Here is a 24,066-nt window from a genome sequence, read left to right as displayed (position 1 = left end):
CAAGTTCAACCACCACAAAAACTATAAAAACTAAAACAACTCAGCAGGAACAACCGACCTAACTCGCTCAATAAACTCATCCCGCGACTCAGGATTCTCTAAAAGATCATACTCAGAAATATCAAACTCAATAACTTCAGAAACCTCATAGCAGTTAACCACCCAATCGTCATAGCCTTCCCACAACTTCCGGTAATACGAAACCAACTCCGGGCTCTGCTCAAAAGAACGTCCACGCTGCGCGATCCTATCCAAAATAGTGTCAAAATCGCCACGCAAATAAACAAACAAATCCGGAGCCTTCTTCGGAATCTCAGCCACCGCCTGCATCATGTTATTCAACAAATCCGAATAAATCTTAAACTCTAAATCAGAAATTCCCCCCAACTGGTGGTTAATATGCGCAAAATACCAATCCTCATAAATAGAACGATCCATCACAACCCGACGACCGCCCTCACGCAACGCCTCCCTAATAGACGCGAAACGATTACTCAAAAACTCAAGCTGCAACAAAAACGGGTAACGACGCTTCTCTTTCTCATCCGGAGTAGAAGTATAAAACAACGGCAAAACTAAAGAATCATCAACTTTTTCCTTAACTACCATAAACCCCAGTTCCGCACCAAGAACCTCAGAAACCGTAGTTTTACCAGCCCCGATCATACCCCCAACAACCAGCACCGTCAGCGTCCTTCCCTAATCACGTATGATTTCCCCAAGGGCGGTGCCTCACTACCCCACAACGAGATATGAAACACCGCCCTCGGAAAAGAAAACTTATGCCAGATCAGCCAAAATCGCAGCAGAAGCAGACAAACCCAAACGATTTGCACCAGCTTCAATCATAGCCACAGCATCAGCTGCCGTACGGATACCACCCGAAGCCTTAACCCCCAAACGATCCCCCACAGTCTTACGCATCAAAGCCACAGCATGTACTGAAGCCCCACCCGCAGGATGGAACCCCGTAGAAGTCTTAACAAAATCCGCACCCGCCCGTTCAGAAGCCTCACAACAAGCTACGATTTCCTCATCAGTCAAAGCAGCAGACTCAATAATCACCTTAAGCAAAGCACCTGGAATAGCATCACGAACAGCCCGAATATCTGCCTCAACCTCATCCCATTCACCTTCCTTCACCAACTTCAAATTAACAACCATATCAACTTCATCTGCACCCAAAGCTACAGACTGAGCTGCTTCAGCCGCCTTAACCTCCTTATGATGCGCACCAGAAGGAAAACCACAAACAGTAGCCACAGCAACATGATCAGGAGTAGATACTGGAAGCTGATTAGGGCTTACACAAACAGAAAAAGTACCCAAATCAGCAGCTTCATCAATGACGCGCTGCACGTCAGCCGCAGTAGCCTCTGGCTTCAAAATAGTATGGTCAATCAGCTTAGCTACTTCCGCCTTATTCATTTTTATCTCCTTAAATTCGTATCAAAGCAATAACTAATTAAAAATCCGTTGCCAGACGTTCAAAAACCACAGATTCACGTGGAGTTGGAGCACTCTCACCAATCGTGTAACCACCCACCAAAGATTCCAAAGCACGCTCAAAACGCTCCGGAGTCTGAGTGTGCAAAGTCATCAATGGCTGCCCCTTACGAACTGGGTCACCAATCTTCGCATGCAGTTCAATACCAGCTTCAGCCTGCACAGCCTCACCAGCAGCCGCGCGACCAGCACCCAAACGCCAAGAAGCTACACCCACAGAAAGCGCATCCAATTCAGTTAAATAACCGTCTGCTTCCGCAACCACCTGGTGAGTATGAGCAGCCACTGGCAATGGAGCAGTTGGGTCACCCCCCTGTTCACGAATCATCTGATTCCAACGATCCATTGCACGCCCATCCTGAAGAGCCGCTTCAATGTCTTCATCAGGCTTACCAGCTGCAGCCAACATTTCCTGCGCCAAAGCCAACGTTAGTTCAACAACATCAGCGGGGCCGCCACCAGCCAAAACCTCTACAGATTCCCTAACTTCCAACGCGTTACCAACCATGTTACCCAGTGGAGTAGACATATCAGTAAGCAGCGCTACAGTATGAAGCTTATGAGAAGCACCAATGTTAACCATAGTCTGCGCCAGTTCCCGCGCCTTACCCAAGTCCTTCATGAACGCGCCGGAGCCAACCTTAACATCCAGCACCAAAGAACCAGTGCCTTCAGCAATCTTCTTAGACATGATGGAAGAAGCAATCAACGGAACACAATCCACCGTAGAAGTAATGTCACGCAACGCATAAAGCTTCTTATCAGCTGGAGCCAAACCTGCACCGGCAGCACAAATTACTGCACCAGCTCCTTCGCCCAACATGTGCATGATGTGTTCATTTGAAATAGATGCCTGCCAGCCGGGGATTGATTCCAGCTTGTCCAAAGTGCCACCAGTATGGCCAAGACCGCGACCAGAAAGCTGCGGAACAGCAACGTCAAAAGCAGCGACCAGTGGGGCCAGAGGCAAAGTAATCTTGTCACCAACTCCGCCGGTAGAGTGCTTATCTGCAGTTGGACGTGGCAAAGCTGAGAAATCCATAGTTTCACCAGAGTCAATCATTGCCTGAGTCCACTGAGAAATTTCATCTGGATTCATACCCCGCAAGAAAATTGCCATGGCCAGTGCAGCCATTTGCTCTTCTCCTACTACCCCACGGGTGTAGGCATCAATTACCCAGTTAATTTCGTCTAGAGAAAGTACGTGACCGTCACGCTTAGTGCGGATTACGTCAACGACATCAAAAAGTTCAGTCATTTCTCCTCCTTTGATGTGTTAGTTTGCGGATGCGTGCTTATTACGCATATGTTCGAGGTGGCCGGGACCAAACGCGTCAGGTAGCACCTGGCTCATTGGTTGAATTCCTCCTGGCATCGTCACCAGTAGGTTAGGACCACCATGCTCATAGAGAAGTTGGCGGCAGCGTCCACAAGGAATCAGCGTTTCCTCATCCTTATTTACGCAAGCAAATGCCACAAGACGTCCGCCACCAGTTTTAATAAGTTCAGAAACCAGTCCACATTCTGCGCAGAGAGTCAAGCCGTAGGAAGCGTTTTCAACGTTACATCCAGTTACAATGCGACCATCGTCTACCAGTGCTGCCACTCCTACAGGATAGTTAGAGTATGGCACGTAGGCTTTACGCATAACTTCAACAGCGTAAGTATGTAGAGTTTTCCAGGTTTCTTCAGTAATTTCGATTGGCATGATTACCTTTCAATTTCTGAATCACCTGAGTGAAATTGGTGTAAGGGCACCGGGAAGGTGCCCTTACACCAATATTCATCTATCAGGCTGGGTATGGCTTACCTTCAGCTGCAGGAGCCTTAACTGCTCCAACGAAACCAGCCACTGCCAAAATAGTGATCACGTAAGGAATCATCAGCAGGAATTCTGCTGGCAAACCAGCTTGGACGGTCTGCATAGTGGCACCCAAGTTAGTTGCAAAACCGAACAGCAAAGCTGCTCCGAATGCTCCACGAGGATTCCAACGTCCCAGAATCATCGCTGCTAAAGCAATGAAACCAGCACCAGCAGTCATATCTTTAGAAAATGCTAGACCCTGACCGAGGGTGAAGAATGCGCCACCCAAACCAGCAATAGCGCCACCTAGGATTACGTTCTGCCAACGAGTACGGTTCACCTTAATACCCACAGTATCAGCTGCCTTTGGATGCTCACCACAGGCACGCATCCGCAAACCCCAACGAGAGTTATACACCAGGAACTGCAGCAAGATTACTGCGATGAACATGAGGTAAACCAAGATCGTCTGGTTGAACAAAACTGGGCCAACTACTGGAATATCAGACAGAACTGGGATTGGTAGCTTAGGCAACGCGTGAACCGCATTCAAAGATGCTTCGTTTTCCTTCAGCACAGTTGAGTAAAGGAAAGAAGTTAGCCCCAGCACCAAAACATTCAATACCACACCCACGATAATGTGGTCAGTACGGAAGTTCACGGTGAATAGTGCCAGCAGAACTGCTACCAGCGCACCAGCCAGGGTTGCACCAAAGAGGCCCAGCACTGGGCTAGAGGTAAGGGAAGCTACAACTACACCCAGGAATGCGCCAAAGAGAAGCTGGCCCTCAATCGCAATGTTGATAACGCCGGAGCGTTCACATACAACACCAGAGAGAGAACCAAATACCAATGGCACTGCGAAGCTGAGAGCCCCGGTGAGCAGCGCGATCATTGGCAGGTGCGCATCAGATTTTCCAGCTACGGTAAAGACCAGAAACGCAAGTACGAACGCGATTGCTACACCAACTAGGTACCATCCGTTAATCTTCTTACGCTTTAACGCCGCGTTCCAGATAAGCACAGTAAGGGCAATAGCAGCCACCAGCATTACTAGCGTAAATGGGCGGGCAGGAACGTGGGTTTCAGGAATTTCAAACCACTTGGTCGCACCACGCCAGGTGATGTGGGAGATTCCCGAGGACGTTGCAGCAATGATCGCTGTGAGGACAGTCATCACCGTAGCGGTGATAGGGTCACGCAACGCTAGTTTTACACGTACGTCATTACGTTCGGTAGTTTCAACGGTGCTCACTTGCCCTCTCCCTTCACAGTTGCAGAAGTTGCATTTTGGGCTACCCTACGCTTTTCACGGAAGTACCGAACAGCTTCAGAAGCCGCAATCAGCAAGACAATAATCGCCTGGGTGATCTGTACGATATCAACTGGGATACCTGCAGAAGCCTGCATAGTAGAAGCACCTGCCGCTAAAGCACCAAAGAGGATACCTGCAAGCAAAGTACCCACCGGGGTAGCTTTACCTAAAAGAGCTACGGTAATTGCATCGAAACCAAAAGAACCAGCGGTAGAGTTAGCTAAGAAACGTTCCGTTCCCAGAGTTGGAGCGGTACCAGCTAAACCTGCTAAAGCACCAGAGATTGCCATGGTAATGAGAATTACTCGAGAAACCGACATGCCAGCGGTACGAGCCGCATCTGGGTTCGCACCACAAGCACGTAGTTCAAACCCGAAAGTAGAACGCTCCAGCAACCACCAAACAAAGACCACTGCCAGCAAGGCTACCACGATAGAAAGGTCAAGTCGCAAGACGTCTCCAAAGAGGCGCGGGTAAGTAGCAGTTGCAGCTACAGTCTGTGACTTACCTGGCGTACCGTCACCAATCAGGAACTCCTGCTTTAGTAAGAATGCCAGTAACTGTACGGTAATGGCGTTCATCATAATGGTGACGATAACTTCATTCGCACCCAGGTGCGCTTTAAGGAAACCTGGGATACCGCCCCACAGTAAGCCACCAAGCAGAGCGAAAATAATCGCTACTATAAGGTGTAATCCGTATGGGAGGTTGAAGCTAAGACCAGCAAAGGTCGCGAAAATTGCGCCCATTGCCAACTGTCCCTGCACACCAATATTGAATAAACCAGCGCGGAAAGCCACCGTAATGGCCAGACCTGCAATGATCAGAGGAACTGAGCGGGTCATGGTTTCAAAGATTGGCTTTATCGCACGAGTTGGGTTATTAGACTGATAGTCATAGATTGCCCCACGGAACAAGGAGGTGAAGAAACCTTGGAAAGAATTAGCTACTTCACCAAAAAATGCCCCTGGATTAGTGTTAAACGAAGCAGCGGCTAACTGTACGTCGCGATCAAAGATTACGACTATGAAAGCACCAATCAGCAAAGAAGCAGCAATCGCGCCCAGAATAGTCAGGGGAGAAATGCCGAAAACTCGCTTCATGATGCGCTGAGCGAATCCTTGGCTCTTAGTTTCTTTACTCATGAGCCCCCTCCATCTGAGTTGGGTTGGCAGCAACCTGCGCACGAGCTTCCTCTAATGGAACACCCGCCATCATCAAGCCCAGTACGTCACGAGGAGTACCAGCTGGCACGATACCAACTACACGACCGCGATACATTACGGCAATGCGGTCTGCCAGTGCATCAACTTCGTCAAGTTCAGTAGAAATCACCAAAACTGCAGTATTGTTGTCGCGTTCTTGGACAATACGTTTGTAAACAAACTCAATTGACCCAACATCTAAACCGCGGGTTGGCTGAGATGCTACCAGAGCGGTTAGAGGACGACTAAGCTCGCGAGCCAAAATAGCTTTCTGCGCGTTACCACCAGACAAAGTAGAGATTGGATCGTGAATAGAAGTTACGCGAACATCAAATTCGTCACGCAGTTTTACAGCGTTTTCAGCGATCACCGAAGGGCTCATGTTGATGCCTTTTGCGAATGGTTTCTGATCGTAAAGATCCAGAATCATGTTCTCTGCAATAGAGAAAGAGCCAACCATACCTTCGGTCTGACGATCCTCTGGCACATACCCTAAGCCATTACGCAGACGCTGTTTAATTCCCAGGTCATTTACTGCCTCTCCGCCTATGGAAATAGTGCCGGAGTTAGGTTCTAATGCACCCAGGATACAAGACGCTAACTCAGTCTGACCGTTTCCTTGCACACCCGCAACACAAACGATCTCACCACGCTTAACTTCTAAATCAACGTGATCTAACAAGAGCTGGTTTGTTTCAGAAAGTACAGACAGGTTCTTTACCGACAAACCCACTTCACCAGGCTCAGCAGGATCCTTTTCAACCCCCAGGTTGACAGGGCGACCTACCATAAGAGAAGCCAGTTCTTTCTCAGTTGAGGTTGGGCTAGCTTACCCTACTACTTTGCCACGGCGGATTACAGTAATGCGGTCTGCAACTGCACGAACTTCACGCAACTTGTGAGTAATAAACACAATAGAAGTACCAGCTGCTTTTAACTGCAACATGATTTCCATCAGTTCATCAGTCTCTTGAGGCGTCAAAACTGCAGTTGGCTCATCCAAAATCAACACTTCTGCATCACGGGAAAGCGCCTTAATGATTTCCACACGTTGCTGTGCGCCAACTGGAAGATCACTAATCTTTGCCTGCGGATCAATGTCAAAACCGAATTTCTTAGAAAGTTTTTCAACCAACGCAGCAGCTTCCTTATGTTTAATAACGCCAGCTGCATTAGTTGGTTCATAGCCTAAAGCCACAGATTCAGCGACAGTGAAAACCGGAACCAGCATGAAGTGCTGGTGAACCATACCGATACCGGCGGCTACAGCGTCGCCAGGCCCTTTGAAAGTAACCGGTTTATCGTCAATGAGAATTTCACCATCGTTTGGCTGATAAAGGCCATACAATACGTTCATCAAGGTGGACTTGCCCGCACCATTTTCACCCAGTAGCGCGTGAATTTCGCCTGGCTGAATGGTTAAATCAATGTGGTCATTCGCTACCAGCGGGCCGAACACCTTAGTGATACCTCGTAGTTCGAGTTTCACGTTTGTGTCCTTTTCGTTTCGAGCTATGAATTAAGGCCCGAGCCGACGCGTCGGTTCGGGCCTTAATACAATAGCATTAAGTAACTATCATGGCTGGTTCTTGGACTCAACCTTGATTTCGCCAGAAATAATCTTCTCCTGCAGTGCCTTTACGCCTTCCTTAACTTCTGCTGGAACCTTAGCATCGAAGTCGTGGAATGGAGCCAGGGAAACACCACCGTTCTTCAGGGTACCGACGTAAGCCTCACCGGTGAACTGATCATCTACCAGGGACTTGATAGCGTCGAATACGGAGTTGCCGATTTCCTTAACAACAGAGGTCAGAATCAGGTCCTTACCATCTGGCTGGGTGTTGTAGCCGTCAGCATCTACCCAAATAACCTTAGTTCCGTTGTTAGCTTCCTTAGCAGCTGCGATTGCGCCAGCACCAACTGGACCAGCAACAGGCATGATTACGTCAACGCCCTGTTCAATCATCTGCTTAGAGAAGGTCTGACCCTTAGAAACGTCAGAGAAGTCACCAGTTGCGATGCCGTCCTGCTTTTCCTTATCCCAGCCAACCAGCTTAACGTCAGCAGAGTGTTCTTCGTTGTACTTCTTCATACCATCTTCGAAACCATCAGCGAAGATTGCGGTGGTAGGAATGTTCAGACCAACGAAAGTACCAATCTTGCCGGTTTCAGTCATACCTGCTGCAACGTAGCCAGCCAGGTAAGAAGCTTCAGAAGTCTTGAATACCAGTGGCTTCAAGTTTTCTGGCTTTTCTTCGTAGTTGAAGTCAACGATTGCGAACTTAACATCTGGGTTAGCTGCTGCCTTTTCCTTGATGATGTCAGCCATTAGGAAGCCAACGCCAACAATAATGTCACAGTTGTCTGACAGCAGAGCTTCAATGTTTGGATCGTAATCAGCTGCGGAGTGGGATTCGGTGTACTTGATCTCAACGCCAAGTTCAGCTTCTGCGCGCTTCAAACCTTCGAAACCTGACTGGTTGAAGGACTTGTCATCGAAGCCACCTTCATCGGAGACCATACAAGCCTTAACATCAGTTGCAGGCTTTTCAGCACCAGCATCTTTAGTGGCACCTGCGCCACCACAAGCAGACAAAGTCAATGCTGCTGCAGCCGCAATTGCACCAAACTTCAAAGTGTTCTTCACAGTTCCTCCTGAGGAGTTGAAAGTAATTTTACGAGTCTCCCAAACCACAGTTTGGTCCGCTCATTTGCCGTTCCAGTTTACCTGAATTTTCCCTGAAAAACAGGGAACTATATGGAATCGTTACCGAAGCGCGAATGTGCGATAAGACACTCTAAGCATTAAAGGAATTGGCTCTCTGACGAGTTTTCCAACAACTCCACGACCTGCTTCACCTGCTGCGCAGCCTCCAGCGGAGCAATTAAAATCACATCTTCAGTAATAACCGCATGCACAGCACCCAAACCAACCGACACTAACAAACGCGTCCCATCTGTCGCGAAAACACGAGACTCATCGCCCTCGGAAACACTATCCAAAAGCTGAACCGACTGCCCATCCCAAGCAAGCTCAGCCAAAGCCACACCACCCAAGCCAGCAGACTGCACCCGCCCTAACGCAGCAAAATCCCCCACATCAGACCAACCAACACGCGCCGGCAACGGAACTACCGCCACCAACCCCTCAGCAGCAGCTGGCTCCGCCACCGCATAGTCGAAAGCAATCTTCGTTAAACGCTCCCAACATGCCACAAACTCAGGCGCAGAAAAATCCTCCCTAGCTAAAGCAGTTAAACCCGCAGAAAGCTGCGGATGGTGCCGATCCAAAACCCGCTTCAGCAAAGAAGCCAACATAACGAAAATGCCACCATTCCAAAGATAACCCTGCTGTACAAAAGACGCAGCTGTGAATACATCAGGTTTTTCTACAAAACGTTCAACCTCCTGCACTTCACCCGTGCTAAAAACTGGCTTAATATACCCATACGCAGTAGAAGGCGCATCCGGAATAATACCCAAAGTCACAATCCGATCCTGCGCAGCCTCAACCGCCGTTCGTACACACTTTTGAAACAACGCAACATCAGTAATAGCGTGATCCGCAGCAAAAGAGCCCACCATCACGTCATCACCATAACGATTTCTCAAAACTTCAGCAGCATACCCTATCGCAGCCATAGAATCCCTGGCAGAAGGCTCTGCAATGACATTTACCTGCGGATATCTTAAAACCTGTGCAACTACCGCATCATAGTGTTTTTTACCTGTAACTACGGTTACAGACTCTGCCACTGGCAACAACCGTTCCACCGTACATTGCAACATAGACTTATCGGGATGATTCAACGGCAAAAGAAACTTCGGCTTTTCCCGACGCGAAAGTGGCCACAACCGCGTCCCCGCTCCCCCAGCCGGAATAATCGCATGAAAGTTCTCAATCACACCAATTAATTCGCTCATAAATATCATTGTCGCACGCCACTGCCCCCACACACGTTTTAGGGGTTAGAGGACAAAATGTGTTGCTTGTGTCCTAAATAGTCCAGGTTTGGGGTAGACTTTTTGGAAAAACCTACCCCAACACATGTATCTACGATTTTCTTTAAAGTTCAGGGTATCTTTTTTGAAATAACTTACCCCAAACATAATTAAACGGACTCCTCACCTAATTGAGTGCAGGTTAAACCGAAAAACCAGAAGAAACAAACCCAGAAACACCAAGGACGCCACACACGCATCCAACTTACGAGCCGAACAACGCAACACCGAAGTAACCATACGTAGTGCAACACGCACGCGACCACCACGCCCACAACGCAAAACTAAAACACTAAAACTGATCGCTCAAACTAAGACTACGCAACCACAAAAACCCGACCCACTAAACAAAGTTCATGCGCCTCAAAACCCCAAGCACGCATATGCCTCAAAACCAGGCAAAAGAACATCTGCAGAATCAGTTAAGACTAAAACTGAATTTTTGTGGAATCCTCAGACATAACCAGGGACTAGCATTGCCTGAATATCTCCACATCGGAATAACCGGGGTCAGTCCACAGTAACACGACCTGTCCTAAACCTCCGTTTTAGCTTCAACACTTATAAAACAGTTAGGGGATCCACCTTCCGGTGAATCCCCTAACTTAAAAGTACTTGGTTAATCAGCCTTCAACTGCTACCAGATCAACGTGCAGAATGTCGCGGCGTACTGGGTGACGCTGTACATCCTTAATTACTGCCAGCTGTTCCTTACCATCGAATGCGATAGAGAGGGTAGCCTGACGGTTGTTCTTAACGATCATGAATACTTCGTGACCTGGCAGTTCAACGTGAACTGGAGCCAAGTTTGGGCCGTAAACTACAGCTGGAACTTTACCAGCCATACGGGAACGACGTGCGAAGCCCTTACCAAAATCGGTACGAACAGTAGCTTCAAGACGGATTACATCTGCCATTTTTACTCCTTAGGGTATTTATTTAAGTAACCCCGGTGCGATAGTCTCTGCATAGCTTACTCACAGAATGTTTAAGCTAGGTGGCAGGTACCTTCGCCCAGTCGATAACGGCGACTCAGTTAGTGAACTGAGCCTCCCTCGCCGAGGCAACGTTACTGATTATATCCGATTTAAGCGACACCGTCGAATAGTGAAGTAACTGAACCATCGTCAAATACCTCACGAATTGCCCGTGCCAATAGAGGCGCGATAGACAGAATCGTCAAATTATCAAATCGCTTTTCATCCGTGATAGGAAGCGTATCAGTTACTACAACTTCTTCGGCACCACAGCTTGAGAGACGTTCTACGGCAGGATGTGACAAAATACCGTGGGTAGCAACAACGGTTACTGACTTTGCGCCCGCATTCTTAACTACTTTCACCGCTTCTGCGATGGTGCCGCCGGTATCAATCATGTCGTCTACCAGGATGCAGTCGCGACCTTCGACTTCACCAACCACACGGTTTGCTACTGCCACGTTAGGGCGGGTAGTGTCGCGGGTTTTATGTACAAATGCCAGTGGGCAACCGCCCAGCTGATTAGCCCACTTTTCAGATACACGAATACGACCTGCGTCTGGGGAAACCACTGCGACGTTGGACAGGTCAGTCTTGGAACGTACGTAGTCAACCAAAACTGGCATTGCCCATAGGTGGTCAACTGGACCGTTAAAGAAGCCCTGTGCCTGGGATGCGTGGAGGTCTACGGACATGAGACGGTCTGCGCCTGCAGTTTCAAAGAGGTCTGCCATGAGGCGTGCGGAGATTGGTTCACGACCCAGGTGTTTTTTGTCTTGGCGACCGTATGGGTAGCAGGGGGCAACTACGGTGATACGTTTTGCGGATGCGCGTTTTAGGGCGTCAATCATGATGAGTTGTTCCATGATCCATTCGTTTACTGGGTCCGTGTGGGACTGAATCACGAATACGTCTGCACCACGCATAGATTCGTTGAAACGTACGTAGGTTTCCCCATTTGCGAAGTCATATGCTGTTGTTGGCGATACGGTAGTTCCTAATTCCTTTGCCACCGCCTCTGCAAGTTCGGGATGGGCGCGTCCAGAAACGATCATTAGTCGCTTCTCTCCGTGGGTGAGGATTCCAGTCAACGTAATCTCCTGTTTTTGACGGTGATGAGCGGATATTTAGTTATTTTGATAGGTGAATGGTGGAACTACCGTTCCTTCCGTAACTTCTGTATCGTGTAGGAAGCTGTGAGTGATTACGGCTCCGGTTCCGACTTGGACGTTACGAAGTGTAGTGTTTGGCCCAATCACCGCGTATGGTTCTATGACGGTGTCGCCTTCCAGAATTGTGCCTGGTTCAATTACGGCATCTGGACCGATTTCTACGGTTACGTCAATGTGGGTAGTGCACGGAGCTACGATTGATACTCCGGCTCGCATGTGTTGGTTAAGGATTCGACGGTTCATTTCGTCGCGTAGTTCTGCCAGTTGGGCGCGGTCATTGCATCCTTGTGCTTGCCATTGGTCTTCTAGGATGAAAGCTCCACAACGGCGACCTTCTTTTACGGCGATTGCTACAGTGTCAGTGAGATAGACTTCGCCTTGGTCGTTTTCTGTATCGATTTTCCCGAGGGCGGTGCGTAAAAACTCTGCGTCGAAAGCATAGATCCCAGCGTTTATTTCTTTGATTTCGAGCTGTTCTTCTGTGGCGTCTCGGTGTTCTACGATACCAACTAGGGCGCCGTGGTCTCTTACCATGCGCCCGTATCCGGTTGCGTCTTCGACGATGGTTGTCATTACGGTCACTGCGTTTTGATTGGTTTCGTGCAGTGCGTGTAGTTGCTGGATTGTTTCTGGTTCTAGTAGTGGCACGTCTGCTGAAGTGACGATTACGGTACCAGTAAGAGTGTTTGGAAGGGAGTTAAGCCCGCATTGTACTGCGCGTCCGGTGCCGGGAATTTCGTCTTGGTCAGCGATTAGTACGTTTTCATCGAGTGCTTTTACAACTTCAACTACGCGGTCACGTTGGTAACGAACGACTACTACAACATCGGCTGCGCCTGCTTCATAGGCGGAGCTGATTGCGTGCCCCACTAGCGGCAGACCACACATTGTGTGAAGAACTTTCGGGGTAGCTGATTTCATACGTGTCCCCTGACCGGCGGCCAGGACGATAACAGCACTAGGGTTACTCACAGCTTTTTCTCTCTGACGTAGCTTCACTTAGTTGGTGTATTTTTAGTTTTTGGACAGGCTGAATCCAACACCATTTACTATCTTAATGGTTTTTGCTTGCAAAGTGGGAACTGTCTCGGAAAACTACGGTTCCGAAAATAGGAAAACGTTTCCGACCGTCAAACATCTGATAACTTACCAAGTTTTTACTACAGTAGTCAGAATAATCCTCAAAGACGAAAAATACCGACAGCGACTAGTTGGTACTTTAACCACATTTTCAGTAGTCGTATTCTCTTTCTCTGGCTTCGCCTGAGTTGCAAATACAGCTGAAGAAAACTCAGCACAACCTGTTACGACAGTAGCTGAAACTCCTGCCGCTACTCCTTCGTTCTATACAAAAATCACCATTCACAAAGACCGCAAATACCGTGTAGGCGAAAAATTTATTTCCAACGTTACATCATTTTCGTAAAGAATACTTCCAAATACGCACGCACGTTCATCCCTGAAGGTTCAAACCATTGAAGAATGGACTAAGTGTAAGTGGACTCGCACTTTTGCCCCAGAAGTTACAAAACCGACTATAGCTTCGTATACTACGTTATCAACACCGAAGACGTTGAACGTGGCTACTTCCAGCCACGTATAAAGCACCAAGATGTCGACGAAACTTTCGGTGATAAGGTAATTATCCGCGCTACAACCGTTGCTTTGGAAGAACCAGAATTAACTGGTAAGAAAGACACCTAGTTATCTGGGCGACACCTTATACTTTTAACTTCAAGATAAGTGCCAAAGGTAAGACCTCTCTAATCTTAACCACGGGCACCACTAACTTGAAGTTCGCAGAGGGCGTTTGTAATGGCGAGTTGACTCCAAACACTCAAAAAACCTGTGCGACAGCAACTCACGAAATCACCGAAGCAGATTTGGAAGCTGGAGAATTTACTCCAACCCTGCAGGTGACCGCCCTCGAAAATAGTCAGGAAGTACAAACTGTCACCCTCCCTACCAAGGCAATCTCACTGCCAAATAAACATGTCCGGGCAAAAACAACCGGCTTCACCCCACACAACTTTAATCCAAACTCCATCATGCAGCGACGTTCCACTGACAACGGCGTAACCTGAGGTCCAGAAACTTACATTTCTAAGACAACTGGCCGTCAATGAGTAGACCAGCACTCCTACTCTGATTCTTCCTACATCGTTGACTACTCAAACGGTAACATTTTCAACTTCCACGTGAAAGGTCATAACCGTGGTTGGCACAACTACGCGAAGTTCACTTTCGGCGCGGCTGGTAACACCACGAACAACCATCCCAATACAATGGACGTTCACGTCGCTATTTCTGACGACAACAGCCACACTTGGTCCCACCGCATACTCACCGCGGAAATCCTCAAGGGACGCACTGACGTACTAAAGGCATTTGCAACTTCCGTCGATGGTATTCAGGTGTAGCACGGCCAGTACGCCTGGTAGCTTACTCTGCAGATGGTGGCGTCACCTGGGGAGCTCCAAAGATTGAAAACGAGCTAACTGCCCCAGTTAACAACACTCACTTAATCCGCGCTTTCCCAGCTGCTAAGACCTTCTTCAAGGGACACATGGGCTATTCTTCCCTGGCAATCTTGCCTGATGGCACGGTTGGTGTTCTCTCTGAATTAGCTGGTGAAATGATTATCGGCTCTGTCTCTGGTTTCACTCCTGGGGCAACTATCCGCATCGAACTGAATCTACCTCAGTAGTGGCTAAGACCCCTGCACCAGCTAAGAGAGGTAAGCCTACTATGGCAAACATCGGTGCGGAAGTATCTGCTATCAATTTCATTGCACTAGCATTCGGCATTACCGGTGTAGCAATGCTAGGTCGTCGCCATGACTAACCTATCTAAATAAATATTTGGTGGGCAGCTAGTTTCTAACTGCCCACCAATTTATATTCAGAACCTAAAATTAACGACGATTTGCGCGACTACGTATCCGCAGAACCGCAGTACCTAAACCACCAGTCACAACCGCTAAGAACAGTAGACCGCTAAGTTCTACACCGGTTTTAGGAAGTTCCTTCTTCGGGATATCCACCGTTGGAGGAACTGGTGGAATAGGTGGAATCTCCTGCTGATTTGTGATTACCACCAGTTGTTTATTAACTACCTCTACCTTAGTTTTAAAACCCGGAACTTCAGTTTCCGTAACTACGTACTTAACTTCTTTTCCTTCACGGTAGCGTGGCAAATCAGTGAAAGTATGCTCCCATTTACCGTTTTCGTCAGGGCGGATAACCACTAAGTCACCGACTTTAGATTTTTCTGTACCGTCCTCAGCCCAAAGTTGCAGTTGGATCTCTTTCGGTAGTTTCTTATCTAAAGTCTTCCCAGTATGATCTACCCATTTCTTCATTACAGTTAAGGAAGTTACTTCTGGAGAATAAGAGTTAGTGACAGTAAAACCTTTCTCCACGTCACCGGTGATTGCTACTTCGTAGCCATCCACTGTCACTTCTTTAAGCGAATAGGAAATCTCTTTATCACTCGTTGTACCGTCTGCCAGGGTGATGGTCTTAAACTTTGGTAGGTACTTAAATACCCCCGACCACTTATTTGCATCACTTAACTCAAGAGAATAATTAATATCCTCATTATCGGCAAAAAGCTTAACGATAACTTTATCTGGGCGTTTTCCATCCTGATTATCAGCATCATTCCAATACTTTTGGACTGGAATATCAATCACTGGCTTATCTACGCCAAAAGTCTGTGCACCGTTAGAACCAATACCGCCACCGCGAGTAGCTGAATAGTTACCGGTGATAAATACTTTTGCTAATGCTTTAGTGCGCTCTGAAGGGACTGCGCTGGTGTTTAAACCTAAATGCGCCTGAGCCTGTCCGGCTGGAACAAGCAAAGTTCCAGCCGCTTTATCGGCAGCTAAAGGCTGTCCCGTACTGGTATCTACCCAGTTATAAGGAACGCCACCGAGCATTGTGTCAGTAACCTTATAGACTGCCTCACCGGAATGGATACCAAAGAACGGATTCGAGTAGAGGAAGACCTCATTAATCAACGTTTTACTTGAGTTTGAAAGCCGAGAAGAAGCCTTTGCGTGGTTACCGTAAATTGCACTACCCTCAGCAATATTAATTTCGCTCACTGAAATAGGACAAGCAGCAAAACCACCGCCCTCGAATTCCGCATTATTATCCGTAATAATCGCATTCGTCAGATTCAGCAAACCATGTTTCCAAGTAAGACCGGCGAACCCGTTTGGGGTGCCATTAACGTAAATGCCACCACCGCCAAAAACCTGATTAGTTCGGCCGGAACCGTCCATGCGGTTATTAATAATCTTGCCAGCACTCACATTCCCCACGTGTTGCGCTCCATACGCAGCCGATTGGATAAACAGGCCGCCACCGGCAGCACCAGCAGAGTTCCCTTCAATCACGCCACCGACCATATCTAAAGTTGCGCTGCGATCGCTCCACGTATTACTACCTAAGCTAATGCCGCCACCAACTTCGTCAGCCTGGTTATTACGTACCGTAGCTTCACCACTTAAACGCAGGTGGGCTCCGCCCTCAGCTTGAATCCCGCCACCCGCAGCGTAAAACTGCTGCACATCCGTATCAAATAAACGAATCGCCCGGTTGTTTTCAACTACACCCGCAGAAAAATCAAAGTCAGCGTGTTCAAGGAAAATACCACCACCATCACTGGCCTGGTTGTTACGAATAACCCCGCCTTCCATCTTTAATACCGCACGCTGCTGTGCAGAATTAGAAACATACAGGGCACCACCAAAAGTCCTGGTATTGCGCGGATTCTGAATACGGTTATTTTCTAAAACCGCACCTTCCTTCAGCGTTAAAGTCCCCGCAACCCGAACTAAGCTCTTCTTCCCAACTAGGGAATCACCATTACCATCGACAGTAATATTTGCTAATGAAGCTACTGCTCCACTGGGGACTGCCAGCAAGTAGCCACTATAGTTTTCCCCGCGAACAAGTTTCGCTGTCACCCCGTTAAAATCAATGTCATTGCTAAGTGTTACAGCACCAATTACCCTAATCGAACCAATCTGAGGATCTGCCACAGCTAAACTCTTGGCTTTCTCTAGCGTCTTAACAGCAGTGCTTGGAGTCGTCCCATCGTTTGCGTCACTGCCGTTAACACCGTCAATAAAGAGAGCTTTCTCAGTTACCTTAATATCCCTAATCTGTAAAACCTTCTCATTCCCCGTAGGGGCAGCCACTGCATCCGGTTTTAACTTGGGAACTTTCAAAACTAACTGGTCACCGGCGTTTTCCAACCGTAGCGAGTACTTAAGCAGGTAAGGAGCAAAGAACTGCTCACCCTCAGGGCTATAGTATTCCACCACTACGTTGGAATGATTAACCGGAATCCCACTGAAGCTAACTTTTCCGCCATTCGACCAGGAAAACTCATCCGCAACATACTGTAAAACACCCGTAGTAGTGGTGTTATTTAACGTATTAACTAGCTCGTAGGTAATCTGGAAGTCCTTTAACTTCCAGTTCGGAATATCAACAATCCCACCACCATCAGTTTGGGTTGCCCAGTAGTTAAAATACGTGGCCTGCAGATTCTCTAGGGCGGAGAATTCTGGCCTTTTCACAACAAAATCTAGGTTGAACTGTCCTTCAGCGGCATTAGCTTTAACGCTTGAAAGATTCAGTGGCAACAATGCCACTACAAAAGCTAAAGCCACTAGAATCTTGAAGAATTTTTTCATGTTCACTGGCACCTCATTCACACGAAGACCTTAGTTACATTGCTTATAGTAACCTAGCCTAGTCGGATTTTCCTTGAAACTCTAGGATTTCAAAGAAACAATTGATAACTTCCCTGTTAATTCATAAAGAACCTATACGGTCGTTGAAAGCGCTGCTACCACCGCTTTCGCAGTCGCTTTAGCAGAAGTTGGATTCTATCCCGTAACCAGATTCCCATCAACTACTACGTGAGGTATAAACGGCAACAAGGCTTTAGAATAACCAGCTCCCCGCTCAATCATTTCTTGCTGAGCATTATAAGGAACTAGCTTACCTTGCTCCCAGAAATCAGCCGTCAGATTCTGTAAAGCTGTGTTACCTGGGAAGTCATACATTACAGCGTGCCCACCCGTGAAATAGATGGCATCAAAATCTGTAGCAGAAACATCACCCGCGCTTAAAGTATTCTCTAACAGCGCCATCTTAAGTGGGTCAAGATGCCAATCTTTCGCAGCAGCATTGTAGTTAGGAAACTTCAATGAACGCGGTTCCAACGGTACAGCCCCACCCGCAGGACTAATAATTGTCTGCGTGTAACCAGATTCCGCGAAAACTTCCCAGGCATGCGCAAGCTCTGAAAGCCACAGTCCAGTCAAATGTGATTCGTCCTCGTAGTGAGCAACATTCGTCACTACGTGCAAAATCTTCTTCAACGCATTCCCCCAAATACTCTGGCTGACCAATACACCCGAATCTCACGGTTAGTGGGTAGTAAAAAAGGTTTCGTTTCAGCGTTACTAGCACTGAAACGAAACCTACTTGGTTCCGCCCCCAGGATTCGAACCCAGATCTCAAGGCACCAAAGGCCCGCGTCTTGCCATTAGACCAGGGCGGAAACTAAACCTATTCTGCCACATTTACGCGCAGAATCACAATCGCAACCTCCACACCTCTTCTTTTAGTACTACTGAGCGCCCTCCGGGAAAAATATAAAAATCAGGGATAAATCAGGGTGCGCACCTGTCTGTCCCCGGATTTCCTTTCGCCCCCTCACCTATAATTGTTAGGAAAAGAAAGGATAATAATGACCATCCCAGAAGCACAGGCTCCGCTGCCTGCACCACATTCACACTCTGAAATTCCTGCAATTGAACTGCGCGGACTCACCAAAGTATTCGGCAACACCGTCGCCGTCGCCGGAATCAACCTGATTATCCCCAAAGGCTCTTTCTTTGGCGTTGTCGGACCAAACGGCGCAGGCAAAACCACTTCCCTAAATATGGCTACCGGTCTGCTCATCCCCGACCGCGGTACCGCACTCATCAATGGCGTAGACATTTGGGCAGATCCAGCACAAGCTAAACCCATGCTCGGCATCATGCCAGACGGTTTACGACTCTTCGACCGACTCTCCGGTCCAGCCCTGGTCACCTACTTCGGAATGCTCCGCGGACTTTCCAAAGCCGAAGCCGAAGAACGCGCGACCTCACTAGTGAACGTCCTGGGACTAGCAGAAGCCGGCAACAAACTAGTAGTCGACTACTCTGCCGGTATGACCAAGAAAATCTCCCTCGCCTGCGCGCTGGTTCACAACCCAGACATTTTGGTACTCGACGAACCATTCGAAGCAGTAGACCCAATTTCAGCCGCCACCATCCGCGAAATTCTCAATAATTTCGTTTCCAAGGGCGGTACTGTGATTCTGTCCTCCCACGTAATGGAAACCGTGCAGAAGCTCTGCAGTCACGTCGCTATTTTCAGCCACGGTCGGGTACTGGCAGCGGGAACTACCGAGCAGGTGGCTGCCGGACAAGATTTGGATACTCGCTTTGCTGAACTGGTGGGTGGCGTTAAATCTACGGAAGGTTTGGAATGGCTGCGACACTGATTAAACTAAAGTTCCGCATGATTATTAATGACCTCATGCGGGAAAAATGGAAGATTGTTCTTTTCGCAATCCTTGGTATTCAAGGTGCCCTCAGCTTTGCCGGAATGATAGCGCTGCTAACTGGTAGTGCTATCGCTGGCGCTCTCGTCGGTTATGAGGGCTTCATTTATGCTACTCTTTCCCTATTTTCCGCATTTATTTTCCTAATGTGGATGATTGCGCCAGTAGTTGGCTATGGTTTCGACGATTCTTTAGACCCACGTCGTTTTGCAACCCTCACTTACCCACACCGTAAGCTGGGTCAGTCCCTGATTTGGGCGACAGTTTTTGGCTTAGGATCTTTACTTACGCTAGTTTTATTCATTCCGGCAGTCATTGCTTTATTAGGGGCTTTGCAGTGGGTTAGTGCAGTACTGTTTGCGCTGTTGATTCCGGTGGCTCTCTACCAGTACGCGGTGTGGGGTCGAGCTTTGTCTACGACCTTAGGTCACGCGCTGGTGTCCACTTCAAAGGGTAAGGACCGTACTGCGTTAATCACTACCCTGTTGTTCCTTGGTTTAGTTGCTCCGATGGGAATGTGGATGAGCTGGGCTGCCCAGCATTTGTCTTTCGACACGGTTTCGCAGATTGCATCGGGGATTTTGTGGACTCCCCTGGTAGCGCCATTTGGTATGGCGTTCACTGTCGCGCAAGGTGCTTGGGTGCAGTTTGGTTTGCAGGTGTTTTACACTCTGGCGTTATTAGTTGGTGGCCAGTGGTTGTGGCAGCGTACTCTGCCAACGTCTATGGTGGGCAAGGCGGTTCCGGTTTCTGTAGCTGCAGAGCAGGCGATTTCTGAGGGGCGCCACCTGGTTGATGAGTCTTTAGTTACTAAATCTGCCGGAAACGCTGCTTTCGATTTGGGTAAGGAACTTCCTTTGCTGGGAGTATTTTCAACTTTGCGCTTAAATTCTGCGACTGTGGCGTTGGCGTCTCGGACTTTGCAGATGTGGTTGAAGGATCCGCGTCTTTCGGCGTCTGTTTTAGGCCTCCTAATTTTCCCTGTGATTGCAGTATTTATGCCGCGTTTGAATGTGGATGCGGGTGAGGGACCTAATGTTTTCATGGGTTTTTCATTCTTTATTTACATGATGCCGTTTATTCTTGCATTCACGGTAGCTAGTTTGCCTTCTTATGATTCCACTGCCCTGTGGGGTTACATTTCCGCTGGGGTTACGGGTAAGCAAGATCGCGTAGCTCGTCTGCTGGGGAGTTTCCCGGTGGTGATTGTAATGATCGCAGCGGCAGCAGGCTTGGTAGGGTTTTTCAATCCTGGCCAGCATGCTTTTGCTTTGGGCATTGATCTGCTTTCTGTTTTCTTGCTGGGTGTGGCGGTTTTACTGCCGGTTTGTAGCATTTGGCTTCCGGGTGTGCAGCCCCCGGGTGCTTCTCCGCTTTCAACGAAGGGTGCTGGTAATCAGGTGATTGTGCTGGCGATGATGGGTATCGGTCCGCTGGTGATGCTGGTGCTTTATTTGCCGATTTTTGGCTTGTATTGGTTGATTCCTTCCGCGGTTTTAGCTGCTTTGGTGGGATTACTTTGGTCTTCCCTTATTGCTGTGGCGGGGGTTACAATTAGCGCTAAGCTTTATCAGGCTAATCAGGTGAAGCTGTTGGCACAGATTCGGAACTGGCCGGGGCACTAATTTTTCTGGAGGGCGGAAATGTCAGCTAAACGTTTAACAGGGTTTCTCACCGCTGGTATGGGAGCTTCACTGATTTTAACTGCGTGCGGAACGGCTGATGTTTCCGCCCCTAAGTCTGATTTGGAAAAGCCTACCCCAGGCATGTCCAGTGTCTATAGTTCTACGCTTTCTGATCGGGAAAACTCTTTGGGCGAATACGGTAAGTCTCATGAGTTGCCTTTGGGGTTCATTGAGTTAGCAGAGGCTGAGTTAGCAGAGTATCCGTTGGAACCTCCGGTTGCTTACGAGGCTGCGACACTTAGGGCGATGTTCCCACAACTGGTTGGTGCTGAGGTTATCGAGCAGGGTGAGGATGGAATAGCTTTTCGTAGCACTGTAGATAATCCTTATGCAAAGAAACTTTTGCTTAAAACCGATCCTGAGGGCTCTGCTTTAGTTTCGCATTTCGCTCCTGGTGATATTGCTGTTGAAGCCACTTTTTACTGGCAGTGCGTGTGGAGTGAAGCTTTACAGAATACGTTGGCTGGTGGTGGCACTGGTGAGAAAGAAGCTAATGTCTTAAAAGAGGCAACGGTTGCGAAGCAGATTTTAGAAAAATACAATCCGCAGTATTTAGACGCATTCGTGGAACGAAATGAGCTTAATACTAAGAAGAACGCGAAAGAGCTCAGCGATTGGCTCTACGACAACTGCAACTTATCTAAGTTCTAGTTAGCGTTTTTCTAGGTTGTGTGCCGGGACGGTTGTTCCGGCACACTTTCTTTTCGCCCTCGCAAACGCGCGAACGCGAGTTCCGACGCAGGGAAAACGCGTGAACTCAAACTCGCGCGCAACCAAAACGCGCGAACGCGAGTTCACACGCAGACAACTACTCAGCCAACTCCAACCAACGCATTTCTAACTCTTCATGAGTTTCTCGCAGCTGCGCCGCTTCTGCAACCAGCTCAGTCATTATCTCAATGTCCGCAGCAGTTGGATTCAATATTGCTGAGACGTCTGCAAGTTTCGCATCAACTTCTGCGATTTGTGTGGCTAGCTTGTCGATTTGTCTTTCCAGCTTCTGCATTTCTTTTTGCGCGGCGCGGTCTGCTTTCGCAGTGCTGGTTTTCGACGTGGTAGGTGCAGTTTCTGTAGCACCACTTGCGGAAGTATTCACGCTGGTTTCCAGGTTTGCGCGCAAACGCAAGTACTCGTCTACGCCTCCGGGCAGGTGGCGGAGTTTTCCGTCACCTAACAGGGCTAACTGGTGGCTGGTGACGCGTTCCAATAGGTAACGGTCGTGCGAAACGACTACCAGGGTGCCGGGGAATGAGTCTAGCAGATCCTCCATGGCTGCGAGGGTATCAGTATCTAAGTCGTTGGTAGGTTCGTCTAAGAGGATGACATTGGGTTCACTCATGAGCAGACGAACTAACTGCAGGCGACGACGCTCACCACCGGAAATATCAGCGACTGGAGTCCAGGCGCGTTCTTTAGTGAATCCGATGCGTTCTACCAGTTGCGAAGCGGTGACGTCTTTACCGCCAATGACTACACTAGGAGCAACCGCATTTACAGCTTCGACTACTCGCAGGTCGGCGATTTCATCCAGTTCATGCGTGTCCTGAGAAAGTACCGCCACGGACACAGTTTTACCTTGCTTAACCCGTCCTTTATCCGGAGTGATTACGCCCGATAGGAGGCGCAGCAAAGTAGTTTTTCCGGCGCCGTTCACGCCGACAATACCGACACGTTCAGCTGGCGCCAGACGGTAGGTGACGTCACTGAAAATTACTTTTTCTCGCTGTCCGTCGGCGAAAGCTAAGGAAACGTTCTCTAAATCGAGGACATCTTTGCCAAGGCGGGCAGTCGCCATTTTCACGAGTTCAACTTCGTCACGCGGTGGTGGCTCGTTAGCGATTAGGGCTTCTGCAGCGTCAATGCGGAAACGGGGTTTTGAGGTGCGTGCGGGGGCGCCGCGACGCAACCAGGCTAGTTCTTTACGGAGCAGGTTTTCACGTTTCGCAGCGGCTACTTCTGCCAGGCGGGCGCGTTCTGCGCGGGCTAGTACGTAAGCGGCGTAGGAGCCTTCATAGACTTCAATCCGACCAGGAATTTGTGGTTTCCCTTTACCAGGGTCGACTCCGGCAATAACTTCCCAAACGTGGGTGCAGACCTCATCAAGGAACCAGCGGTCGTGGGTGACGACTAGTAGTGCTCCGCTTTGGCGGGCTTTATTTCCACGCCCTCCGAAACGGAGGTTAAGGTGCCCGGCTAGCCAGGCGACGCCTTCTACGTCCAAGTGGTTGGTAGGTTCGTCGAGAATGAGAACTTCTGCGGGATGCCCGTCAATCAGCCCTTGGGAGAGGACTTTTGCGAGGGATACGCGACGGCGTTGCCCACCCGAAAGCTGATTGAATGGTTTGTCCAGGGGCACGTCTGCCAGCAGGCCCGCGTGAATGTCGCGAATCAGCGCGTTTGATGCCCATTCGTGAGCTTCTTTTCCAGGGTGGATTACTTCCAGGACGGTTGCGTCAGTTTCCGGGTCGCGTTGGGTGAGGAAAGCTACTTCCACGCCGTCACGGCGGATGAGTGCGCCCCCGTCAGGTTTACGTACGCCGGAGAGCAGTCCCAGTAGCGTGGATTTTCCGGCACCGTTAGAACCGAGGATACCGATGCGGTCACCGTCTTCTACGGATACGTTAATGCCGTCGAGGATGATGCGCGAGCCCCCCAGGGCCTTGAGATTCTGGGTTCCGAAAAGGTGTGCCACAGCGTTTCCTTCAGTTCGTTTTTAAAGTTCAGTTTCTAGGGTAGCGGTCTGACCTGATTCGATTCCA

22 protein-coding genes, 1 tRNA gene and 1 pseudogene are annotated in these 24,066 nt (G+C 48.8%); 8 read left to right on the top strand and 16 right to left on the bottom strand.

Annotation, left to right across the window (positions count from 1 at the left end; genetic code table 11):
• Positions 1-30: 30 nt before the first annotated feature.
• The 12 genes and pseudogenes from HMPREF0044_RS02460 to HMPREF0044_RS02405 form a co-directional block, all read right to left on the bottom strand.
• Positions 31-684: a deoxynucleoside kinase gene (locus HMPREF0044_RS02460; protein ID WP_211205074.1), complete on the bottom strand. Its 654-nt coding sequence runs from the start codon at positions 682-684 to the stop codon at positions 31-33.
• Positions 685-780: 96 nt separating this feature from the next.
• Positions 781-1,428 (bottom strand): deoxyribose-phosphate aldolase, encoded by a 648-nt coding sequence (gene deoC, locus HMPREF0044_RS02455; RefSeq protein ID WP_006546521.1) that lies wholly within the window; start codon positions 1,426-1,428, stop codon positions 781-783.
• 37 nt (positions 1,429-1,465) lie between these two features.
• Entirely contained in the window at positions 1,466-2,764 is a 1,299-nt protein-coding gene (locus tag HMPREF0044_RS02450; RefSeq protein WP_006546520.1) for a thymidine phosphorylase, read from the bottom strand.
• 18 nt (positions 2,765-2,782) lie between these two features.
• The gene (locus HMPREF0044_RS02445) at positions 2,783-3,214 is read right to left on the bottom strand and encodes a cytidine deaminase (RefSeq protein ID WP_006546519.1); all 432 of its coding nucleotides are present in this window, start codon (positions 3,212-3,214) and stop codon (positions 2,783-2,785) included.
• Between the two features lie 82 nt (positions 3,215-3,296).
• Positions 3,297-4,565: an ABC transporter permease gene (locus tag HMPREF0044_RS02440; RefSeq protein ID WP_006546518.1), complete on the bottom strand. Its 1,269-nt coding sequence runs from the start codon at positions 4,563-4,565 to the stop codon at positions 3,297-3,299.
• Positions 4,562-5,770, bottom strand: coding sequence for an ABC transporter permease (locus HMPREF0044_RS02435; RefSeq protein WP_006546517.1), 1,209 nt, complete (start codon positions 5,768-5,770; stop codon positions 4,562-4,564). The genes HMPREF0044_RS02440 and HMPREF0044_RS02435 overlap by 4 nt, the downstream gene beginning before the upstream one ends.
• A pseudogene (locus HMPREF0044_RS02430) lies at positions 5,763-7,319 on the bottom strand (ABC transporter ATP-binding protein). The gene HMPREF0044_RS02435 and the pseudogene HMPREF0044_RS02430 overlap by 8 nt, the downstream one beginning before the upstream one ends.
• Before the next feature lie 87 nt (positions 7,320-7,406).
• The gene (locus tag HMPREF0044_RS02425; RefSeq protein WP_006546514.1) at positions 7,407-8,477 is read right to left on the bottom strand and encodes a BMP family lipoprotein; all 1,071 of its coding nucleotides are present in this window, start codon (positions 8,475-8,477) and stop codon (positions 7,407-7,409) included.
• A 158-nt stretch (positions 8,478-8,635) separates the two neighbouring features.
• Complete coding sequence (locus tag HMPREF0044_RS02420; protein WP_084799313.1) at positions 8,636-9,754, bottom strand: mannose-1-phosphate guanylyltransferase; 1,119 nt, start codon at positions 9,752-9,754, stop codon at positions 8,636-8,638.
• Positions 9,755-10,455: 701 nt separating this feature from the next.
• Entirely contained in the window at positions 10,456-10,749 is a 294-nt protein-coding gene (locus HMPREF0044_RS02415) for a 50S ribosomal protein L25 (protein ID WP_006546512.1), read from the bottom strand.
• A gap of 170 nt (positions 10,750-10,919) precedes the next feature.
• Complete coding sequence (locus HMPREF0044_RS02410) at positions 10,920-11,900, bottom strand: ribose-phosphate diphosphokinase (RefSeq protein ID WP_040312740.1); 981 nt, start codon at positions 11,898-11,900, stop codon at positions 10,920-10,922.
• Between the two features lie 36 nt (positions 11,901-11,936).
• Positions 11,937-12,953, bottom strand: coding sequence for a bifunctional UDP-N-acetylglucosamine diphosphorylase/glucosamine-1-phosphate N-acetyltransferase GlmU (locus HMPREF0044_RS02405; protein ID WP_040312739.1), 1,017 nt, complete (start codon positions 12,951-12,953; stop codon positions 11,937-11,939).
• Positions 12,954-13,478: 525 nt separating this feature from the next.
• On the opposite strand from HMPREF0044_RS02405, the gene HMPREF0044_RS02400 reads away from it, so the two are divergent.
• From HMPREF0044_RS02400 to HMPREF0044_RS08185, 5 genes are all read left to right on the top strand, one after another.
• Positions 13,479-13,685, top strand: a complete 207-nt coding sequence (locus HMPREF0044_RS02400) for a hypothetical protein (protein ID WP_006546509.1) — start codon at positions 13,479-13,481, stop codon at positions 13,683-13,685.
• Positions 13,686-13,804: 119 nt separating this feature from the next.
• Positions 13,805-14,065, top strand: a complete 261-nt coding sequence (locus HMPREF0044_RS02395) for a hypothetical protein (RefSeq protein ID WP_158027158.1) — start codon at positions 13,805-13,807, stop codon at positions 14,063-14,065.
• A gap of 114 nt (positions 14,066-14,179) precedes the next feature.
• Positions 14,180-14,401, top strand: a complete 222-nt coding sequence (locus HMPREF0044_RS08145) for a hypothetical protein (RefSeq protein ID WP_006546507.1) — start codon at positions 14,180-14,182, stop codon at positions 14,399-14,401.
• A 146-nt stretch (positions 14,402-14,547) separates the two neighbouring features.
• A complete protein-coding gene (locus HMPREF0044_RS08190; RefSeq protein ID WP_006546506.1) occupies positions 14,548-14,688 on the top strand; it encodes a hypothetical protein in 141 nt (46 codons plus the stop codon).
• The gene (locus HMPREF0044_RS08185; RefSeq protein WP_158027157.1) at positions 14,688-14,825 is read left to right on the top strand and encodes a hypothetical protein; all 138 of its coding nucleotides are present in this window, start codon (positions 14,688-14,690) and stop codon (positions 14,823-14,825) included. The genes HMPREF0044_RS08190 and HMPREF0044_RS08185 overlap by 1 nt, the downstream gene beginning before the upstream one ends.
• Before the next feature lie 70 nt (positions 14,826-14,895).
• Here HMPREF0044_RS08185 and HMPREF0044_RS02390 read toward each other — a convergent pair whose 3' ends face one another.
• The 3 genes from HMPREF0044_RS02390 to HMPREF0044_RS02380 form a co-directional block, all read right to left on the bottom strand.
• Entirely contained in the window at positions 14,896-17,694 is a 2,799-nt protein-coding gene (locus HMPREF0044_RS02390; protein WP_006546505.1) for a Cna B-type domain-containing protein, read from the bottom strand.
• A gap of 195 nt (positions 17,695-17,889) precedes the next feature.
• The gene (locus HMPREF0044_RS02385; protein ID WP_006546504.1) at positions 17,890-18,417 is read right to left on the bottom strand and encodes a type 1 glutamine amidotransferase domain-containing protein; all 528 of its coding nucleotides are present in this window, start codon (positions 18,415-18,417) and stop codon (positions 17,890-17,892) included.
• Between the two features lie 77 nt (positions 18,418-18,494).
• Positions 18,495-18,569, bottom strand: a tRNA-Gln gene (locus HMPREF0044_RS02380).
• Positions 18,570-18,758: 189 nt separating this feature from the next.
• On the opposite strand from HMPREF0044_RS02380, the gene HMPREF0044_RS02375 reads away from it, so the two are divergent.
• From HMPREF0044_RS02375 to HMPREF0044_RS02365, 3 genes are read left to right on the top strand one after another with little or no spacing between them, the layout of a single operon-like run.
• The gene (locus HMPREF0044_RS02375) at positions 18,759-19,562 is read left to right on the top strand and encodes an ABC transporter ATP-binding protein (protein WP_006546503.1); all 804 of its coding nucleotides are present in this window, start codon (positions 18,759-18,761) and stop codon (positions 19,560-19,562) included.
• A complete protein-coding gene (locus HMPREF0044_RS02370; protein WP_006546502.1) occupies positions 19,547-21,247 on the top strand; it encodes a hypothetical protein in 1,701 nt (566 codons plus the stop codon). The genes HMPREF0044_RS02375 and HMPREF0044_RS02370 overlap by 16 nt, the downstream gene beginning before the upstream one ends.
• Positions 21,248-21,265: 18 nt before the next feature.
• Entirely contained in the window at positions 21,266-21,958 is a 693-nt protein-coding gene (locus HMPREF0044_RS02365) for an RES family NAD+ phosphorylase (protein ID WP_006546501.1), read from the top strand.
• A gap of 157 nt (positions 21,959-22,115) precedes the next feature.
• On the opposite strand, the gene HMPREF0044_RS02360 is transcribed toward HMPREF0044_RS02365, so the two are convergent.
• A complete protein-coding gene (locus tag HMPREF0044_RS02360; RefSeq protein WP_006546500.1) occupies positions 22,116-23,999 on the bottom strand; it encodes an ABC-F family ATP-binding cassette domain-containing protein in 1,884 nt (627 codons plus the stop codon).
• Positions 24,000-24,066: the final 67 nt, after the last annotated feature.

It is taken from the genome of Gleimia coleocanis DSM 15436, assembly GCF_000159015.1.
Classification (GTDB): domain Bacteria; phylum Actinomycetota; class Actinomycetes; order Actinomycetales; family Actinomycetaceae; genus Gleimia; species Gleimia coleocanis.
Note: the sequence above shows the minus strand (reverse complement) of the source record. Positions and strands in the feature narration are given on the sequence as shown.

What these genes read in the sequence shown, in the direction of transcription:
- deoC (WP_006546521.1), bottom strand. Translation starts at nt 1,428, where the DNA reads ATGAATAAGGCGGAAGTAGCTAAGCTGATTGACCATACTATTTTGAAG.
- HMPREF0044_RS02450 (WP_006546520.1), bottom strand. Translation starts at nt 2,764, where the DNA reads ATGACTGAACTTTTTGATGTCGTTGACGTAATCCGCACTAAGCGTGAC.
- HMPREF0044_RS02445 (WP_006546519.1), bottom strand. Translation starts at nt 3,214, where the DNA reads ATGCCAATCGAAATTACTGAAGAAACCTGGAAAACTCTACATACTTAC.
- HMPREF0044_RS02435 (WP_006546517.1), bottom strand. Translation starts at nt 5,770, where the DNA reads ATGAGTAAAGAAACTAAGAGCCAAGGATTCGCTCAGCGCATCATGAAG.
- HMPREF0044_RS02420 (WP_084799313.1), bottom strand. Translation starts at nt 9,754, where the DNA reads ATGAGCGAATTAATTGGTGTGATTGAGAACTTTCATGCGATTATTCCG.
- HMPREF0044_RS02415 (WP_006546512.1), bottom strand. Translation starts at nt 10,749, where the DNA reads ATGGCAGATGTAATCCGTCTTGAAGCTACTGTTCGTACCGATTTTGGT.
- HMPREF0044_RS08190 (WP_006546506.1), top strand. Translation starts at nt 14,548, where the DNA reads ATGGGCTATTCTTCCCTGGCAATCTTGCCTGATGGCACGGTTGGTGTT.
- HMPREF0044_RS02390 (WP_006546505.1), bottom strand. Translation starts at nt 17,694, where the DNA reads ATGAAAAAATTCTTCAAGATTCTAGTGGCTTTAGCTTTTGTAGTGGCA.
- HMPREF0044_RS02375 (WP_006546503.1), top strand. Translation starts at nt 18,759, where the DNA reads ATGACCATCCCAGAAGCACAGGCTCCGCTGCCTGCACCACATTCACAC.
- HMPREF0044_RS02370 (WP_006546502.1), top strand. Translation starts at nt 19,547, where the DNA reads ATGGCTGCGACACTGATTAAACTAAAGTTCCGCATGATTATTAATGAC.
- HMPREF0044_RS02365 (WP_006546501.1), top strand. Translation starts at nt 21,266, where the DNA reads ATGTCAGCTAAACGTTTAACAGGGTTTCTCACCGCTGGTATGGGAGCT.